This is a genomic window from Sulfurimonas sp. (genome assembly GCF_029027405.1).
Taxonomy (GTDB): Bacteria; Campylobacterota; Campylobacteria; order Campylobacterales; family Sulfurimonadaceae; genus Sulfurimonas.
In genome coordinates this window covers 1-16,672 of the sequence record NZ_CP093396.1, presented here as the reverse complement: position 1 = coordinate 16,672, position 16,672 = coordinate 1, and the positions used below count along the sequence as shown (strand labels likewise).

General features: G+C 32.0%; 10 protein-coding genes. 2 read left to right on the top strand and 8 right to left on the bottom strand.

Annotated features, from left to right (window positions below; genetic code table 11):
- Positions 1 to 79: 79 nt before the first annotated feature.
- The 8 genes from MOV42_RS00050 to MOV42_RS00015 all read right to left on the bottom strand — a co-directional run bounded on the left by MOV42_RS00050 (position 80) and on the right by MOV42_RS00015 (position 11,795).
- Positions 80 to 2,014, bottom strand: a complete 1,935-nt coding sequence (locus MOV42_RS00050; protein ID WP_324171780.1) for a TonB-dependent receptor plug domain-containing protein — start codon at positions 2,012 to 2,014, stop codon at positions 80 to 82.
- Between the two features lie 120 nt (positions 2,015 to 2,134).
- Positions 2,135 to 2,479 (bottom strand): biopolymer transporter ExbD, encoded by a 345-nt coding sequence (locus tag MOV42_RS00045; RefSeq protein WP_324173038.1) that lies wholly within the window; start codon positions 2,477 to 2,479, stop codon positions 2,135 to 2,137.
- Positions 2,480 to 2,504: 25 nt separating this feature from the next.
- On the bottom strand, positions 2,505 to 2,972 hold the full coding sequence (locus MOV42_RS00040) for a MotA/TolQ/ExbB proton channel family protein (protein ID WP_324171779.1): 468 nt from the start codon (positions 2,970 to 2,972) through the stop codon (positions 2,505 to 2,507).
- A 3-nt stretch (positions 2,973 to 2,975) separates the two neighbouring features.
- Positions 2,976 to 3,683 (bottom strand): energy transducer TonB, encoded by a 708-nt coding sequence (locus MOV42_RS00035; RefSeq protein ID WP_324171778.1) that lies wholly within the window; start codon positions 3,681 to 3,683, stop codon positions 2,976 to 2,978.
- A gap of 5 nt (positions 3,684 to 3,688) precedes the next feature.
- Complete coding sequence (locus MOV42_RS00030; RefSeq protein WP_324171777.1) at positions 3,689 to 7,786, bottom strand: cobaltochelatase subunit CobN; 4,098 nt, start codon at positions 7,784 to 7,786, stop codon at positions 3,689 to 3,691.
- Positions 7,783 to 8,109 carry a DUF2149 domain-containing protein gene (locus MOV42_RS00025; RefSeq protein WP_324171776.1) on the bottom strand — a complete coding sequence of 109 codons (327 nt, stop codon included), beginning with the start codon at positions 8,107 to 8,109 and terminating at the stop codon, positions 7,783 to 7,785. The genes MOV42_RS00030 and MOV42_RS00025 overlap by 4 nt, the downstream gene beginning before the upstream one ends.
- Positions 8,109 to 8,597: a MotA/TolQ/ExbB proton channel family protein gene (locus MOV42_RS00020; protein WP_324171775.1), complete on the bottom strand. Its 489-nt coding sequence runs from the start codon at positions 8,595 to 8,597 to the stop codon at positions 8,109 to 8,111. Before MOV42_RS00020 ends, MOV42_RS00025 begins: the two co-directional genes overlap by 1 nt.
- A 93-nt stretch (positions 8,598 to 8,690) precedes the next feature.
- Positions 8,691 to 11,795, bottom strand: coding sequence for an efflux RND transporter permease subunit (locus MOV42_RS00015; RefSeq protein ID WP_324171774.1), 3,105 nt, complete (start codon positions 11,793 to 11,795; stop codon positions 8,691 to 8,693).
- Between the two features lie 143 nt (positions 11,796 to 11,938).
- Here MOV42_RS00015 and MOV42_RS00010 point away from each other — a divergent pair, with 143 nt between their 5' ends.
- A complete protein-coding gene (locus MOV42_RS00010) occupies positions 11,939 to 14,059 on the top strand; it encodes a TonB-dependent receptor (protein ID WP_324171773.1) in 2,121 nt (706 codons plus the stop codon).
- Positions 14,060 to 14,304: 245 nt separating this feature from the next.
- Entirely contained in the window at positions 14,305 to 16,500 is a 2,196-nt protein-coding gene (locus MOV42_RS00005; protein WP_324171772.1) for a TonB-dependent receptor, read from the top strand.
- Positions 16,501 to 16,672 lie beyond the last annotated feature (172 nt).

Sequence of the window (16,672 nt, the reverse complement as noted above, 5' to 3'; positions counted from 1 at the left end):
CCTATGTGAATTAATACTCAAATAATAACATATTGATATTAATTATCATTGACTTTAATCAACATTTGAGTTTTTTTCTTTAAAATGAGTAATTTAGTCTAGCATACATATAGCGTCCTCTAATATAGTATCTATTATCTCCATCACCGATATGCTTTACATCACTTAAATTTTCTGCACCTGTACTTAATGTTAGGTCTTGAACAAACTCTTTAGAAAACTGTAAACCAAAAGTAGTATACGCATCTAGAGTATCGCCATCAGCAACTTTTTGATTTCCTACATAATTAACTCTAAAATTACTACCAATCTCCCATGGAAGATCAACTGAAAGTTTTAAGTTAGCTGTATGAGCAGGTCGGTTATGTAGCTCCTTTTTTGTATCTTTATTTTCAGTGTTAAGGTATGTATAGTTAAGGCTAACATCAACAATTTCAGAAATATTATTTTGAGTAAACTCTAACTCCAAACCATCTATTCTAGCTTTTCCTACATTTGAGTAAAGATACTCTCTGTAAGTCATTGGTCCAGCCATTGTATCTCCTGTATAAAGCGTGTCTATAAGATCTGTTAATTCAGTATGAAAATAAGTTGCTACAAATGTCATCTGGTCTTTTTCATAATCATATCCTATCTCAAATGTATCAGATTTTTCAGGTTTTAGATTGTCATTACCATGAAATCTGTGAAAAATTTTAGGCATTCCATAAAATGGAGGTCCTGCTGAATAAAATTTTACTGGAATTGCAACACCATACTTATCTGAAGTCTGTGTAACTGTAGGCGCACTAAATCCATGTCCGTATCCTGCCTTAAGTCTGCCATTGTCACTCAGCTTATAAACAAGGTTTGCCTTTGGTGATAGTTCTCCACCAAATCTCTCATGCTTGTCATATCTAGCACCTATGGTAAGGATTGTACTACTACCTATTTCTATTTCATCTTGCAAATATACAGAAGCGTAATTTATTGAATCTTCAAAGCCTTTGCTTGTGTCATCTGCCGCATCATCATATTTTTTTCTATACTTTTCTTTTCTATACTCTCCGCCAAAAACTATAAAATTATTATCAAATGAAGCAATATTCAGTTCAGCATTTAGAGTATCATCACGCATTTTATGAGTATATTCAAACTGATCTGTATGAGTATCTGATGTATTATTGTAATATTTTACATTTAAGCTAATATCATTAAAATCTTTTTGATAACCAAGTGAATAGTGAGCTTTCTTTATTTCATATAATTCTGCATGCACATCTGTCTTTCTCTTTTCATTTCCTAAAATTGCAAACGCTGTTATTTTCTGAGTAGCATCTATATCATACCAAGCTTTTAACATCAAATTTTGAATTTTTTTACCCTCCACTTCTGTAGTATCATCTGCATCTTCAGGCTCTACTATTTTAGAACTTGCATATCCAATAATTGAAAAACTATCTGTGATTTTACCACCAGCAGAAACTGAAAAATCTATATTTTTTCCTCCATCTCTTGAGGCATCTCCACCTTCAACTGCTATATCTCCTTGAATTTTTTCTACTGGTTTTTTAGTTATTATATTAATAACCCCGCCAATAGCACTTGAACCATAAATAGCACTCATTGGTCCACGAATCACTTCAATCTTGGAAATGGCATTAATTGGTATCCAGTTATACTGAAAATCACTATGACCAATCTGCGCATCACTTCCAGAAATCCTCTCTCCATCTACTAAGATAAGCGTATCTTTAGAATCAGTACCACGAATACTAATATTTTGCCTGCCATTTATTGAGGCATCGTTCATACCCATATTTAAACCAACAACACCTTCTAATATTTCTTGTACCGATGATGCTCCTGTCTTTTTAATATCTTCTGCTGTAATCACAGAAAAACTTCCTGCTGTATCTAAAGCTGTTCTTTGTGTTTTTGCTGTTACAATAACATCTGTTAAATCATCAGATGCATTTATAGAATTTATTAACATAACACTTACCAATAAACTCAAATATATTTTATTTTTCACTATTTTCCTTTATGTGTATGATAACAATAAGCATTATCATTTAATAAATATAAAAAAATATTCCTTTTTTATAAAACTATTTACCTTAGTCTTCTTCTCCTTATAAATTAAATTTTACTGTTACTCTTGTTTTGTTATCAATGCCAACTTATTTAAAGAATGTGTTTTTAACAAGTCTAAAATACGAACTACTCGAGAATATGGGACATCTTTATCAATATAAAACATTATCATCTTTCCATCTTTCGCTAAAGGCAGTACCTTAAACATTATCTCTTCATAACTTACTTTATCTCCATTAACTGCAAGTGAGTCTTTTGATAATTCAATACTAAGAGTTTTTTTCTCTTGTACTTCTTTACTTGCTCCCGCGTTAGGAAGTTCAAGCATAAGAGCGAGTTCCTCTTTTTTAAAAACAGAACTCACTAGGAAAAAAATCAATAAAATAAATATAATATCAACCATAGGGGTCATATCTAACCCTAAGGGTTCACGACGCTTCATAAATTCCTGCTATTTTTTGTATTAATATCTGCTCTGTTTTATCTAATTCACCGATAAAATAATTGTAAAATATATAAGCTGGAATCGCTACAACTAATCCACCAACCGTTGTGATTAGTGCAGTTGAGATACCTTTTGCAAACTGTGTTGGATCACCAAGTCCATGCACCATAATCCCTTCAAATGCCATAAATATCCCAAGAACCGTGCCAAGAAGCCCTAAAAGTGGTGATATCGTTGATACAATCTTAAGAGTTGTAAGCCCCATCTCAAGTGGTGCAATTAAAGCAGCTGCTCTTAATTCTGCTTTATCTGATGGTAAATCAATATTTCTTGTACGAAATTTAAAAAGCGTAATAGAAGCTATTTTCCATATTATTATTATCGTTCCTACTATTGCCATGGCGAATAATATATACATAATTACTCCACCTTTATCTAAATAGTATTGCATTTTTTAATCCTTTAGTGCATATATTATTGGCACATTTAATTCCCATTTATCTAAATTTTCAGGCAGTGGCTTAAAACGATTTAGTTCTACTAAAAGCATCTTTGCCGCCTTATTTAGCCTCTTATATGGACAAGGTGAATCTATCTTTACTGACTCTATGTGTCCATGTTTTGTAATAATAAAGGAGATTTTGACAACGCCTTGTTGATTCATTCTTCTTGCATGTCGTGGGTATTTTAAATGTTGTTTTATCCACGCTGCTAACTCCGATAAATATATATCTTTTTCTTTTTCCAGAAGGTTCTTTTTAGCTAACTGTCTTTTTCTAAACTCTTTTTGCCTTGCTAACTCTTCTTGTAAAAGTTGTTCTTCTAATTCTTTTTCAAATAACTTCTGTTTTTGTACTATTTTTTCTTTTATTTGAGCAGCTTCATCTATAAGCTTTGGTTTTTTTATTAACTTTTTAACCACTTTAACTACTTCTTTTTTTATTCTTTTTTGTGGTTTTTTTATAGGTTTTTTGTATTTCTTTGTTTCTACTTTCTTTGTTACATCTACTATGGTTACATAGTGTATGGACTCTGTTTTAGAGGCTCTTTCACTAAGAGTCTCAAACTTTTTAATATCTTTAGCAAAAAAGAGTGATGCCATCACGAGAGTAGTGATAATTGCACCAATTAAAAAACTAAAATCTTCACTCTTTTTTATCATAATTTTTACTTTAAACTTTCTTTTTTGTTATTTCGCATCTCTAAAAAAGCTCCGATAAAGACTAAAAATAAAATAAACATCCACATAGCATAAGTGTCATAGTTAACTTTTTCTTTTATATCTTTTTTTACTTCTTCAAGTTTTTGTCCTTTAATTTTAGGTTTTACTTTTACAACTGGCTTACTCTGTGCTTTTAGAGCATTTGCAACAGGAGTGGCAATAGGTATACTCAAGCCATATCCTGCCGCTTTTTGGGCCTTAATAAAATCTTTGAGTTTGTTATTTAGAGTTTTATGATTGTATTTTTTTGATATTTCTTCTAAAGTCTCCACAAGCTTTTTAATTGTTTTAGCATCTGTTTGAAAATAGCCCTTTCTAACAGCTTCTAGCATCACTTCTGCCATTTGCGCACGAGCAGTAGGATTTGTTTTTTCAAACCATTCATCCATGTTCATATCATACTTATCATCATAGTAAATCTCTACAAATTCTTGCCATTGGTCTGAACGAACACCCTCGGGATAAACCACCTGCCATCCCCAAAAATTATTTACTACATCTAAAACACGAGTAGCACCACTATAGCCACTATCTTGCATCTCTTTTATCCATTTAGGGTTGTAGTATCTTGAACGCAATTCATTAGAAATAAATTCACTAACATCTTGCATCTTTGCATTATTTGGATCTCTTAGATTTGAGATTAGCATCTGTGGACTTTTACCATCTAAATGACGAATAGCCAATGCAATTGAGCCAAAATATCCATAAGGGTCATCAGATGTCATCATCCCATACAAGTTTGAGGTACGACTAAACATTACAGCATCTGTACCTTTTAAATTTTGTGCAAACATGTCTACATCTTTTAATCTTGTTCCCCATCTAGACTCATCAGAACCATAAATATACCCTGAAGTTCGGATATAGTTCTCAGCGATTCTTGTTTCTTTATCCCAAGTCTCAGAAACAGACACAGTGCCTGAAACGCCATTTCCATATTTACCTTGTGCGGCAGAAAACATACGGATGGTTGAAAGATACTGAGCTTCTTTTTCATCATATCCTTTATCTAAGAGCATTTTTTTCAAAGATAAAGCATGTTGTCGAACATAATTATGCTCTTCTTTGAGAGCTGCAATCTTCTCAACACCTTCATTAATCACTCTCATAACATTAGGAAAAGTATCACGATAAAGACCTGTAGCTTGTATTACTACATCTATACGAGGTCTCTTTAAATCACTGTACGAGATAATTTCAACACCATCTATTTTTCCACGACCCATTTTTAATCCAGCGTAAAACATATCTTTCATCTTTTGGGGCATTAAAAAATCAAACATTTTAATTCTCTGGACTGTAACAAATGAAGCAATCCATTTCGCAAAATCTTCGCCAAGCATCCCTGCTAACATTCCTTTTGCCATACTTTGCACCATCTCATCACTTATCCCACCTTCACTCCAGATAGGTTTAATCCCCATCGCATAAAGTATTTGGGATTCTAGTACACCAAAATGACGCATAGTTTCAAGTGACCATAAATTAAAAGTTATCTTTTGAGGATATTTCCCATATTTTGCATAATAATTTTCAATATAATCTTTCATAATTTTAGCACCAGTTTTATAGGCAGCTTTCGTTGGAATACGCTGGGGGTCAAAGCTGTACATATTCATACCAGTAGGGATAGATTCAGGGCTTCGTATAGGGTCGCCTCCTACGCTTGTCTCTATATAACCTGCATCTAAAGCTTTTAGTAAGTTTTGCATCTCTTTATTGTTTACAAAATTATCTCTATAAACTTTCGCTGTTTGTATAAATGGTTTTAAGCCGCCATCTAGCGAATCCAGACTTTTATTTTCTATAACATACTTTTGTAGCATCTTATAAACTTTTGTTTTATTTAAATCTTTGTAGTTTATCCCTGCTAGTCCATTTTCACCTTCAACACTTTTTATAAAAGTATCCCCTAGCATTGACATAAGTGTTTGTACCATATGGTCATCTTTTGGATATGAGCCATATCTGTGCATACCAAGAGGTGTTAATGTTGAACTTAAACCATTTAGATAATCATACAAATCGGACACAAAAACATCTGTTTCATTTTCCATCATCTCTTTAGTATATTTCATATCTTTATGTAAGTTCATCTTTATAGTCAAAGAGATGAGTTGCTTTTTATTATTTTGTTTTACAGCATCACTACTCTGCTTATACTGGTTTATCAAATCCATAATATCACTTAACTCTTTGTAAGTTCCACTAACACCAAATGGCGGTGTTTGATGAGAAATTAATGTTGCTCTACCGCGTCTTTTTGCTTGGATGCCCTCTGCAAGATTATTCGTAATATATGGATATATGTTTGGTAATGCACCAACACTAAGAAGAGGTGAATCATAGATGCTAAGACCTCTCTCTTTTCCATAAGTCCACTCATAAGTTCCGTGTGTACCGAGATGCACTATCGCATCATTTTGCTGTCTTACATATAGATATACTGCAAGGTAATGATGGGGTACTGGCGAGGCAGTATCATGATAGATTCTTCCCTCATAAATTTTTCTTCCCATTCTATCTTGCCCAATATTTGAGCGACTAGGTTGTGGAAGTAAAGTAACATTTCCTTTTTTCAGTCTTGGGATAATGAAGTATTTTTTTCCATCTTTAGTATGAAGAAATTTACTTTTTCTTGGATGTCCCCATTTTTTATTTATCTGATTTCGAGTATCTTGTGGAAGTGTTAAATACCACTCATAATAAACATCATAAGGTAATAAATCAGCATATTTTTCATTATAAACACTATCTTTATAATAATATGCCATAGACTTAGGAAGGGTCTTGACAAAGTAATCACTACTCTCACTTTGCGTCTGATACCCTGCTTTTTTCATACTAGATAAAATACTAGACAAAGATTCTGGAAACTGCATATATGAAGCACCGAAGTTATTTACACCTGGAGGATAGTTGTAGTAAAAAATAGCTATATTTTTCTCTTTGTTTTGCTTTTGTTTTAGCTTAGAGTTATTTATAGCTATTTTCATAAACATATCTAACTGATAAGATATAGGTGTTGTTTTTTTCGTAATTGGGTCTAAGGCTCCAACTGTTAACTGATCGGTATAACCTATGTGTTCTGGAATAATATAAGTCATCGGTATCCAGTTCGCAGAAACGCCCTGTTTATCTAGCTCCCATGCTTCTTGTGAACCTTGGCGATAAATGATACCCTGCATAACTTTTAGACCTATTCTTGCATAATCCTTTCTAAGCTTTTCTTGATCCATTATCATAACCTGAAAAGAGATTATCAAATCTATAAGTTGTTTAGAATCTTTTGTAAAAAAACGCTCTCCTGCAAAATCTTCTTCACCAACTTTTGTGTAAAAAGCGATAGGAGTAATACCTGCACTTGTAAGTTTTTTAATTGCCATATCTATAATTACAGTATCATCAGAAGATATGTTTTCTTTATGTATAACAATCCCAACCATAGGACTATTTTTTTCTTTTTCACTTAAAGTTTTCCAGTATTCATCTAAAGTTTTAAAAGTACCCTTTCCTTTATTTGGATGATATATTCCCGTATCACTCATTTTGTGAACAGGTAGAGGATTTATTTTTATTGCAAAATATTCTCTTGCCAAAAAGGCGGCTCCTTGAGCATAATTATATTTTCCTGCTTGTGAAAAATAAGCTAAAATCGTAGATGCAAACTCTTCATCCATATTGCCAAACTTTTCATACTCCAGCTTTAGAGCAATATATGGTGTTTTAGTATCTTCTAAAATATCTTCATATTTGCGTAAAAGTGAAGCAACACCGTGTTTACCATCTAACGCATCTATGATTACTAATCTTCTATCTTTAAAGGCTTCTTTTGCTTTGTCTTCATCTAGATTAAATATAATCTCTGAAGATATACTATATGGAGCAAGTTGTTCTTTTAAAAGTTCCGCTTTTCTCTCTTGGCGATTTTTACCCACACTTGTTGACAAGATGAGAATATCACTTTTGATATTCACCACTTCATTCGCTTGAACAAATGGCATAAATAACAAAAGTGCTAATAATAAACAGCGCATCATATCTTCATATCCTTCTCTGGAACATACACAAATGAGCCATCTTCCATCTTGTATGAAATACCAGCTTTCTTTCCATTACCTTCGCCAATATTTCCTTTAGATTTAAAGGTTTTTATCTCTTTACCTTTTTTTACCATAATTTCCATATTTTTCTTTCCTGCATTTTTTATAACTGTTACATCATCACTACTAAATGGATTCAGTGGGTTTTGAGATATGATAATAAGCAAAGCGGCAATAACAACTAAAAATATATCTATCAAGTTTATGACAGAATTCATTGGATTGTTGTCATCATCCTCGTTTAATAATCTAACTGCCATTAAGATGCCTTTGCAACTTCAATGATATGCAACTCATCAGCGTACCATCTCTTTTTAATATTGCCTATCCAGTAAGTAAGTGAAGCTGCAATCAGCCCTAGCGTTACTCCAGAAAAAGCTAAAATCAATCCATCACTCATACCTTGAATATTTCCATCTGTTAAAGCTTTAAGTGCAGGTCCAAGAGGAATAAGAGTTGCGATAAGACCCATCATTGGAGCGATTCTTGAAACATTACGTACATTTTCTAGTTTTTTAAATGCAAAAAGTTCTAACTTTTCCATACTTATCTGCTTGTCAATGCTATAGTGTCGTATAATAGGATATGCCCCATTTGTATTTAACTGCATAATATTTTTTCTACGAGATATACCCTCATAAATAAATGAGCCTAAGGCTATAAACGAATAAACAAACATTAGTAATATTAAAACTAGTGTTGGAGTTAAGAACAGTTGTGAAACTGTGTACATTGTAGTATCAATCATTTGATTCCCTTTTATTAAAGTTATATTAATAATAACTATTATTATCGATATAATAGCTTTTAATTAATTAATTCACTATTAAATTGATAACGATTATCGGTTGTTGTATCTGTTTTTAAAACTGTATAGAATAGGTAGATAATATAAATTAATTATAGTTGCGTAGATAAGTCCAAAGCCAATACTAACTGCTAAAGGTTGCATCAATAGAGATTCTCCAGATGCAAAGAATATTAATGTGCTTAATCCAACTATTGTAGTAATAGAAGTAAGGAGTATTGGTCTTACTCGCAGGGAAGCATTTTGTAGTAATTCATCTGTATTTTTTGATTTTTTAATCATACTTAGCATTATAAGGGTGTCGTTAATTACAATACCTATGAGTCCAACAAATCCAAGTAAAGATGAGAAAGAGATATCCATACCCATAATTTTGTGACCTATAAGCACACCTAAAATAGAAAGCGGTATAACACTCAGGGCGAAGAAAGAGAGTCCAAGTGAAGAAAATAACCATGTTAAAATAATTAAAATTCCAAATAAAGCGAATAATAAAGATACAAAAATATCTTTTTTTATTTGATTATTAGTTTTTTGTTCTCCTTTTATAAAAACTTCTACTCCACTTTTTTTAATCATTTGAATTGTCGGTTTGAGCTTTTGATAAAAAACTCTAGAAGAGATTTTATCTTTATCAAAACTAGCACTCAGTGTAAATATCTTTTGTAAATCATCTTTTTTTATTGTAGTAATATCTTTAGAAAAACTTACTATTGCTATATCTTTTAAACACACATTGTAGCTTTGATTTGGTACCTCTAAAGATAAATTATAAAGCGAGTATAAATTATCATGATTTGAGAAATCTACTCTTAGCTCTATAAGCTCAGCATTTGTATCTACAATTTTTGAGAGTTTTTGCATCGAGATAAAGTTTCTCACTTTTGAAATAATTATTTTTTGGGTAAATCCAAGACTATTTCCAAATGTATTTAATGTAATTTCTGCTTTTAACTCATCATATTTCATATCATCTTTAATACTATGAACGCCTTGTATCTTTTTTATAGCTTCTTGCAAACTCTCCAAGGAGTTCTTAATCTTTATATTATCTTTATGTGAAAGAGATATCTCCACATCATTTTTTACAACACCTGTTTGAGGTATATTTATACTAAACTCCAAAAAATTCTCTTTAAGATTATGTTTTTGTATTAAAGATTCTATCTTGTGTTGAATCTCTTTTGCATAAAGAATTCTTGTTCTATTGGAGTTTTCTGGCTCTTTATATGGTGCGAATATTGGATTTATAACTCTATTAAAAAAATCTTCATGTTTTTTTTGTTTTAGATTGATTGTTAATGTAAAAAGATTATTACCTTTTTCATGCATGGAACGACCATCACTATTCATGCCTATTATCGTAGAAATTGAAGCTACATTTTCTGAATCCAACTCTTTGATTAAAATCTTTTCCAATTCTTTTGTTTCTTGAAGTGTATAGTTGATAGCACCATTTTTAACTTTACCAATTAGATTTATAGTCATAGCATCAAACTCTGGGAATAGTTGAAATACACTTGACTTTGCCAAATTATATGTTGCAAAAAGAGTAAAAAAGACAATAGCAAAACCCCATATATATCGTCTTTTTATGAAAAAAGATAGTGAATTCATATAAAATACACTTAACTTATTCCACATTCTTTCCCTGATTCCGCCACTTCTATCATTTAAGAACTTAAACGACAACTCCTTATAGTGCAGTGGTAAAAATATAAAACTCTCAACAAATGAGCTAATCACTAAAATAATTACAATCAAAGGAATTATTTTTATAAAAACTCCAAGTCCTCCAGAAAGCATTGCTAGAGGTAAAAAAGCTATGATGGTTGTAAGCATAGATGCAAAGAGAATTGGCATCATCTCATTAGTTCCATCTATACAAGCTTGTTTAATACTTTTGCCCATGTTGGAGTGACGATGAATATTTTCACTCACAACAATTGCTTCATCTACAAGTATCCCAAGACTTAATAAAACTCCTATCATAGAAAGAGTATTTAAAGATCCTCCAAAAAAATCTAAACCTATCAATCCAAAAGCAAAACTTACAGGAATTCCAAGTATAACAACAATAGCAATCTTTAAAGAGATAAAAAACCAGATGGAAAAAAAGAGTAAAATTAAACCAATTATAATATTTGAGCCAATTGTATTGAGTCTTGTTTTTATCCAAAAAGAGCTGTCACTTAAAACTTTAAAATCAATATCTTGATAGTTATCTTGATATGTAGTGATAATTTTTGTAATTTTTTTAGAGAGTTCTATACTATCACCAAGTTTTGCTTTTTTTATATTGATTATTACACTACGGGCGGCATCTGTACGAGTTATAACATCTCTGTTTTCATAGTCATACTTTATATCTGCAATATTTTTTACATATATCAATTTATCATCTATTTTTATTTCAGACTCAAGAAGCGTATTTATATCTATATTATCATTTTTACTTTCAACATAGTATTTCTGTTTTTTAGAACTAATAGAACCTATGGGATACAGAGAGTATAAACCCATGAGAGCATTGTAGGCTTTCTCATTTGATATACCATAAGCAATGAGTTTTTGTTGATTTAATGAAATAACAAGTAAAGAGCTATAATCTCCATCAAGAGTCACACTATAGAGATTTTTTAATTTTTTTATATCTTCAGTTAAATCTTTTGCAACTTCAATATACTCCTTATTTGTGTTAGAAGATATAGATATATTGATAAGAGGAAAATAACTTTCCAAGATATCAACAGTTGGTATATCCATGTCTTTTGGCAAATCTTGTTTTAAATTTTCAATAGAGTTTTTTATATTATTGACTATTTGTTGTTTTGAAGCTTTATCTTTTATCTCGGCATTTATATGAAATGTACCATTTGTAATAATAGTTTGTATATCAGTTAAATTTTGATTATTTTGTAGAATACTTTCGATATCTTGAACAATTAGTTTATCTAGTATTGTGCTGTTTGCACCACTGTAATGTCCTTTTACACTTATCATATCGAGTGTATTTGGTGGAAACATTTCTTTTGGAATCTTATTATAAGAAATAAATGCAAGCAATAGTAAAAATATGAAAAGTATATGATTTAGAGACTTATTTTCAATACTAATACTTATGAATTTTTTTATCATTTTGAAATAATATAAAAATATAGCTTTTAATAATATTAATAATTAATATCATTTTAACTATTGATTAAGTTAAAATAACCTACAATTTTAATAATTATTAATTTTGGTTATCAATATTAATATTAACTTATTAAAGGGAAAAAATGAAGAAAATAACAATTAGCGCATCATTAGCATTGCTAATGAGCTATTCTGCTAGTGCCGCGGAAAATATGAATGCTATTGAGGTTGTGAGTATAGCGACTAAGACTCAAAAAAGCATAGATGGGGTAGCAGCTACTGTTGAAGTTGTTACACAAAAAGAGATAGAAAAGATGGGAGCGGCTAGTCTAAAAGATATTTTAGAAATGACTCCAGGGTTAACTATGCAATATGGGACTTTTCCAAGTTCAAGTTCCAAAAGCAAGTCTTCTATCTCTATTCGTGGTATGGGTGCAAATGGAACACTATTTTTACTTGATGGTAGAAGACTTTCTGGAGAGGTAAAAAATCCTTATGATTTAGAGCGTATTCCAGCATCTATAGTTCAAAGAATTGAAATTGTAAAGGGGCCAATGAGTTCACTTTATGGTGCAGATGCAGTTGGTGGTGTTATCAATATCATTACAAAAAGACCAACTAATGAAATGAAAATTGATGTAGGAGCTAGATATGGCATGAACAAAGATAGTGATGCACAAAATATAAATCTATCTCTTAGCATCCAAGGTAAAGAAAAAGCTTTTGGATATAGTGCGTATGCAGGTTTAACAACTACTGACCCATACACTCAAACAGAAGTGGCTGATACTTGGGTTCCTATGGGAAGAAAACCATCTCAAACACCTTTTGCTATTCTGCCTGATATGACAAGTATTAAGGACAGCTATGGTGTTGATACAACCTATAGAGAAGAGAGTACAATCTATACTTTAGGTACAAGCCTCTCCTATGATTTTACTTCTACTTTTACAGCTAGAGTAGATGTAAACTACTTTAAGGAAGAAAGAGATGGAGTTTATATAGGTTATGTTCATCCATCAAATTTTAAATTTGCAGGGGGACCGAATGCAGGTAAAAATATTCCAACTTGGAATGCTCCGGTCAACTCACATGATGAAAACAACCGTCTTGATTTAAGTGTTGATATTGTTTATGCTCCAACTGATGATTTAAGCATCAAAACTCGTATTTATAATTCTAATTATAAGAAAAGAAATACAACAACCCTGAAATATTGGGCTGATTATAACTATGCCAACGAGGATGCTTCTGCAAATGCCGCAATGAATGCTGATGTTGATATTACTGTTTATGAAGCTTCCGCTACATACGCAGCTACTGAGTCTCATCTACTTACAGGTGGTGTCGAATATAGAAATGAGAAAAGAAAATCTTCTGTATTTACAAATAATGTAGGAATAAGCGAGAAAAAAGTTAATTATTCATCAGTTTATCTTCAAGATGAATGGGAAGTCACAGACAAGTTCAACACTATTCTTGGTGCAAGATATGAAGATATCAGTAATGCCCAAAACAGACCTACTGCTCGTGTTGGAGGAATCTATGCTTTTGATAAACTAGCAAAAGTAAGAGCAAATTTTGCACAAGGTTTTCGTACACCAGACATCAGAGAGATGTATATAAATATGAACACACCAAATGGTCCTCAACGAGGTGCTGATGTAGTTGGCTATGATTTAAAACCAGAAGCTACGAACGCTTTTGAGCTAGGACTTGGTGGACGCAATTCTAAACTAAGTTATGATTTAGTCGTTTTTTATAATCAAATTAAAAATAAAATAGAGCAAGTTCAAAACGGCGCTATAACAACCTTTGAAAATGTATCAGATGCAAACACAAAAGGACTTGAGCTGTCTTTTGGCTATAAGATATTAGATAATTTAAATTCAAAATTCTTTTGGAGTGAACTTAAAACAGAAAATGAAGATACAAAAAAAGATTTAGAATTTAATCCAGAAAGAAGCTTAATGCTTAGCTTTGATTACCAAGCAACAAAAGCACTTAATCTTGGTATTGTGGGTAAATATATAGGACAACAACACTACACTGAGGTCATAAATAGAGGAGCTCCTACTCAAACGGCCAATCCAGATGCCACAACAGATGCAATTAATATAGTTGATTTGACTATTGGCTACAAGGTAAATAAAAGTTTTGAATTTTACGGCGGAATTAACAATGTAGGAGATGCTACGGTTGAAGATGTACTAGGTTCAAATGTTGGAAGATATTATTTTACTGGTATCAGAGGTCGTTTCTAAAATAAAGTTTAAACTCTTTGCTAATTTTTAGCAAAGAGTTTAACTGAAAATTCATCTTAGGTTTACTGTGTTTTTATATATCAGCATGTCATAGGAGGCGCCATACTCTTCATAGATATATAAAATAAATATAACACTCGAAAGTGAGTGCCTTCATATATATTTGTGTTTTTGATTCCGACTATTAATTAAGTTAAGATATCCTACAATTTTAATATTAACTGAATAAAAAAAAGGGAGGGAAAATGAAGAAAATTACAATTAGTGCATCATTAGCATTGCTAATGAGCTATTCTGCTAGTGCAGCGGAAAATATGAAAGCTATAGAGGTGGTAAGTATAGCAACAAAAACCCAAAAGAGCATAGATGGGGTGGCAGCTACTGTTGAAGTTGTTACACAAGAAGAGATAGAGAAAATGGGGGCGGCTAGTCTAAAAGATATTTTAGAAATGACTCCAGGACTAACTATGCAATATGGAACTTTTCCAAGTTCAAGATCAAAGAGCAAGTCTTCTGTTTCTATTCGTGGTATGGGCGCAAATGGAACACTATTTTTACTTGATGGCAGAAGATTAGCTGGAGAAGTTAAAAATCCTTATGATTTAGAGCGTATTCCAGCATCTATAATTGAGAGAATTGAGATTGTAAAAGGACCTATGAGTTCACTTTATGGCGCAGATGCTGTAGGTGGTGTTATTAATATCATCACAAAAAGACCAACAAAAGAGACAAAAATAGATGTAGGGGCTAGATATGGTGCGAACCAAGATGGCGATGCACAAAATATAAATCTATCTCTTAGCATCCAAGGTAAAAGTGATGGTTTTGGTTACAGTGTTTATGCAGGCTTAACGACTACAAAACCCTACTCCCAAACAGAAACAGCAGATACTTGGGTTCATATGGGAAAAAAACCATCTCAAACACCTATTCCTGGTCTTGTACCTGATATGACAAGTATTAAGGACAGCTATGGTGTTGATACAACTTATAGAGAAGAGAGCAGTATCTATACTTTAGGTACAAGCCTTTCCTATGATTTCACTTCTACTTTTACAGCTAGAGTAGATGTAAACTACTTTAAGGAAGAAAGAGATGGTGTTTATATAGGTTATCTTCATCCGTCAAACTTTAAATTTGCAGCAGGATCAAATGCAGGTAAAAATATTCCAACTTGGAATGCTCCAGTTAACTCACATGATGAAAATAATCGTCTTGATTTAAGTGTTGATGTTGTATATACTCCAACGGATGATTTAAGCGTAAAAGCTCGTATTTATAACTCTAGTTATAAAAAAAGAAACACAACAACCCTTAAATATTGGGCTGATTATAACTATGCCAATGAGGATGCTTCTGCTTATAAAAAAAGAAATGCAACAACCCTTGAATATTTTGCTAATTTTAACTATGCAGATGAGGATGCTTCTACAAATCCCGCTATGAATGCTGATGTTGATATTACTGTTTATGAAGCTTCTGCGACATACTTAGCAAGTGCATCACATCTTCTAACTGGTGGAGCAGAGTATAGAAATGAAAAAAGAAAATCTTCTGTTTTTAACAATAATGTAAGCACTACTGAGAAAAAAGTTAACTATTCATCCGTCTATATTCAAGATGAATTCGAAGTCACAGATAAATTTAACACTATCTTTGGTGCTAGATACGAAGATATCAGTAATGCCGAGAACAGACCTACAGCTCGTGTTGGCGGAATCTATGCTTTTGATAAACTAGCAAAAGTAAGAGCAAATTTTGCACAAGGTTTTCGTACACCAGACATCAGAGAGATGTATATAAATATGAACACACCAAACGGTTCTCAACGAGGTGCTGATGTAGTTGGATATGATTTAAAACCAGAAGCTACGAATGCTTTTGAACTAGGACTTGGTGGACGCAATTCTAAACTAAGTTATGATTTAGTCGTTTTTTATAATCAAATTAAAAATAAAATAGAGCAAGTTCAAAACGGCGCTATAACAACCTTTGAAAATGTATCAGATGCAAACACAAAAGGGCTTGAGCTGTCTTTTGGCTATCAGATATTAGATAATTTAAATTCAAAATTCTTTTGGAGTGAACTTAAAACAGAAAATGAAGATACTAAAAAAGATTTAGAATTTAACCCAGATAGAACTTTAATGCTTAGCTTTGACTACCAAGCAACAAAAGCACTTAATCTTGGTATTGTGGGTAAATATATAGGTCAACAACACTACACTGAGGTCATAAATAGAGGAGCTCCTACTCAAACGACCAATCCAGATGCCACAACAGATGTAATTAATATAGTTGATTTGACTATTGGATACAAGGTAAATAAAAGTTTTGAATTTTACGGCGGAATTAACAATGTAGGAGATGCTACGGTTGAAGATGTACTAGGTTCAAATGTTGGAAGATATTATTTTACTGGTATCAGAGGTCGTTTCTAAAATAAAGTTTAAACTCTTTGCTAATTTTTAGCAAAGAGTTTAACTGAAAATTCATCTTAGGTTTACTGTGTTTTTATATATCAGCATGTCATAGGAGGCGCCATACTCTTCATAGATATATAAAATAAATATAACACTCGAAAGTGAGTGCCTTCATATATATTTGTTTTTT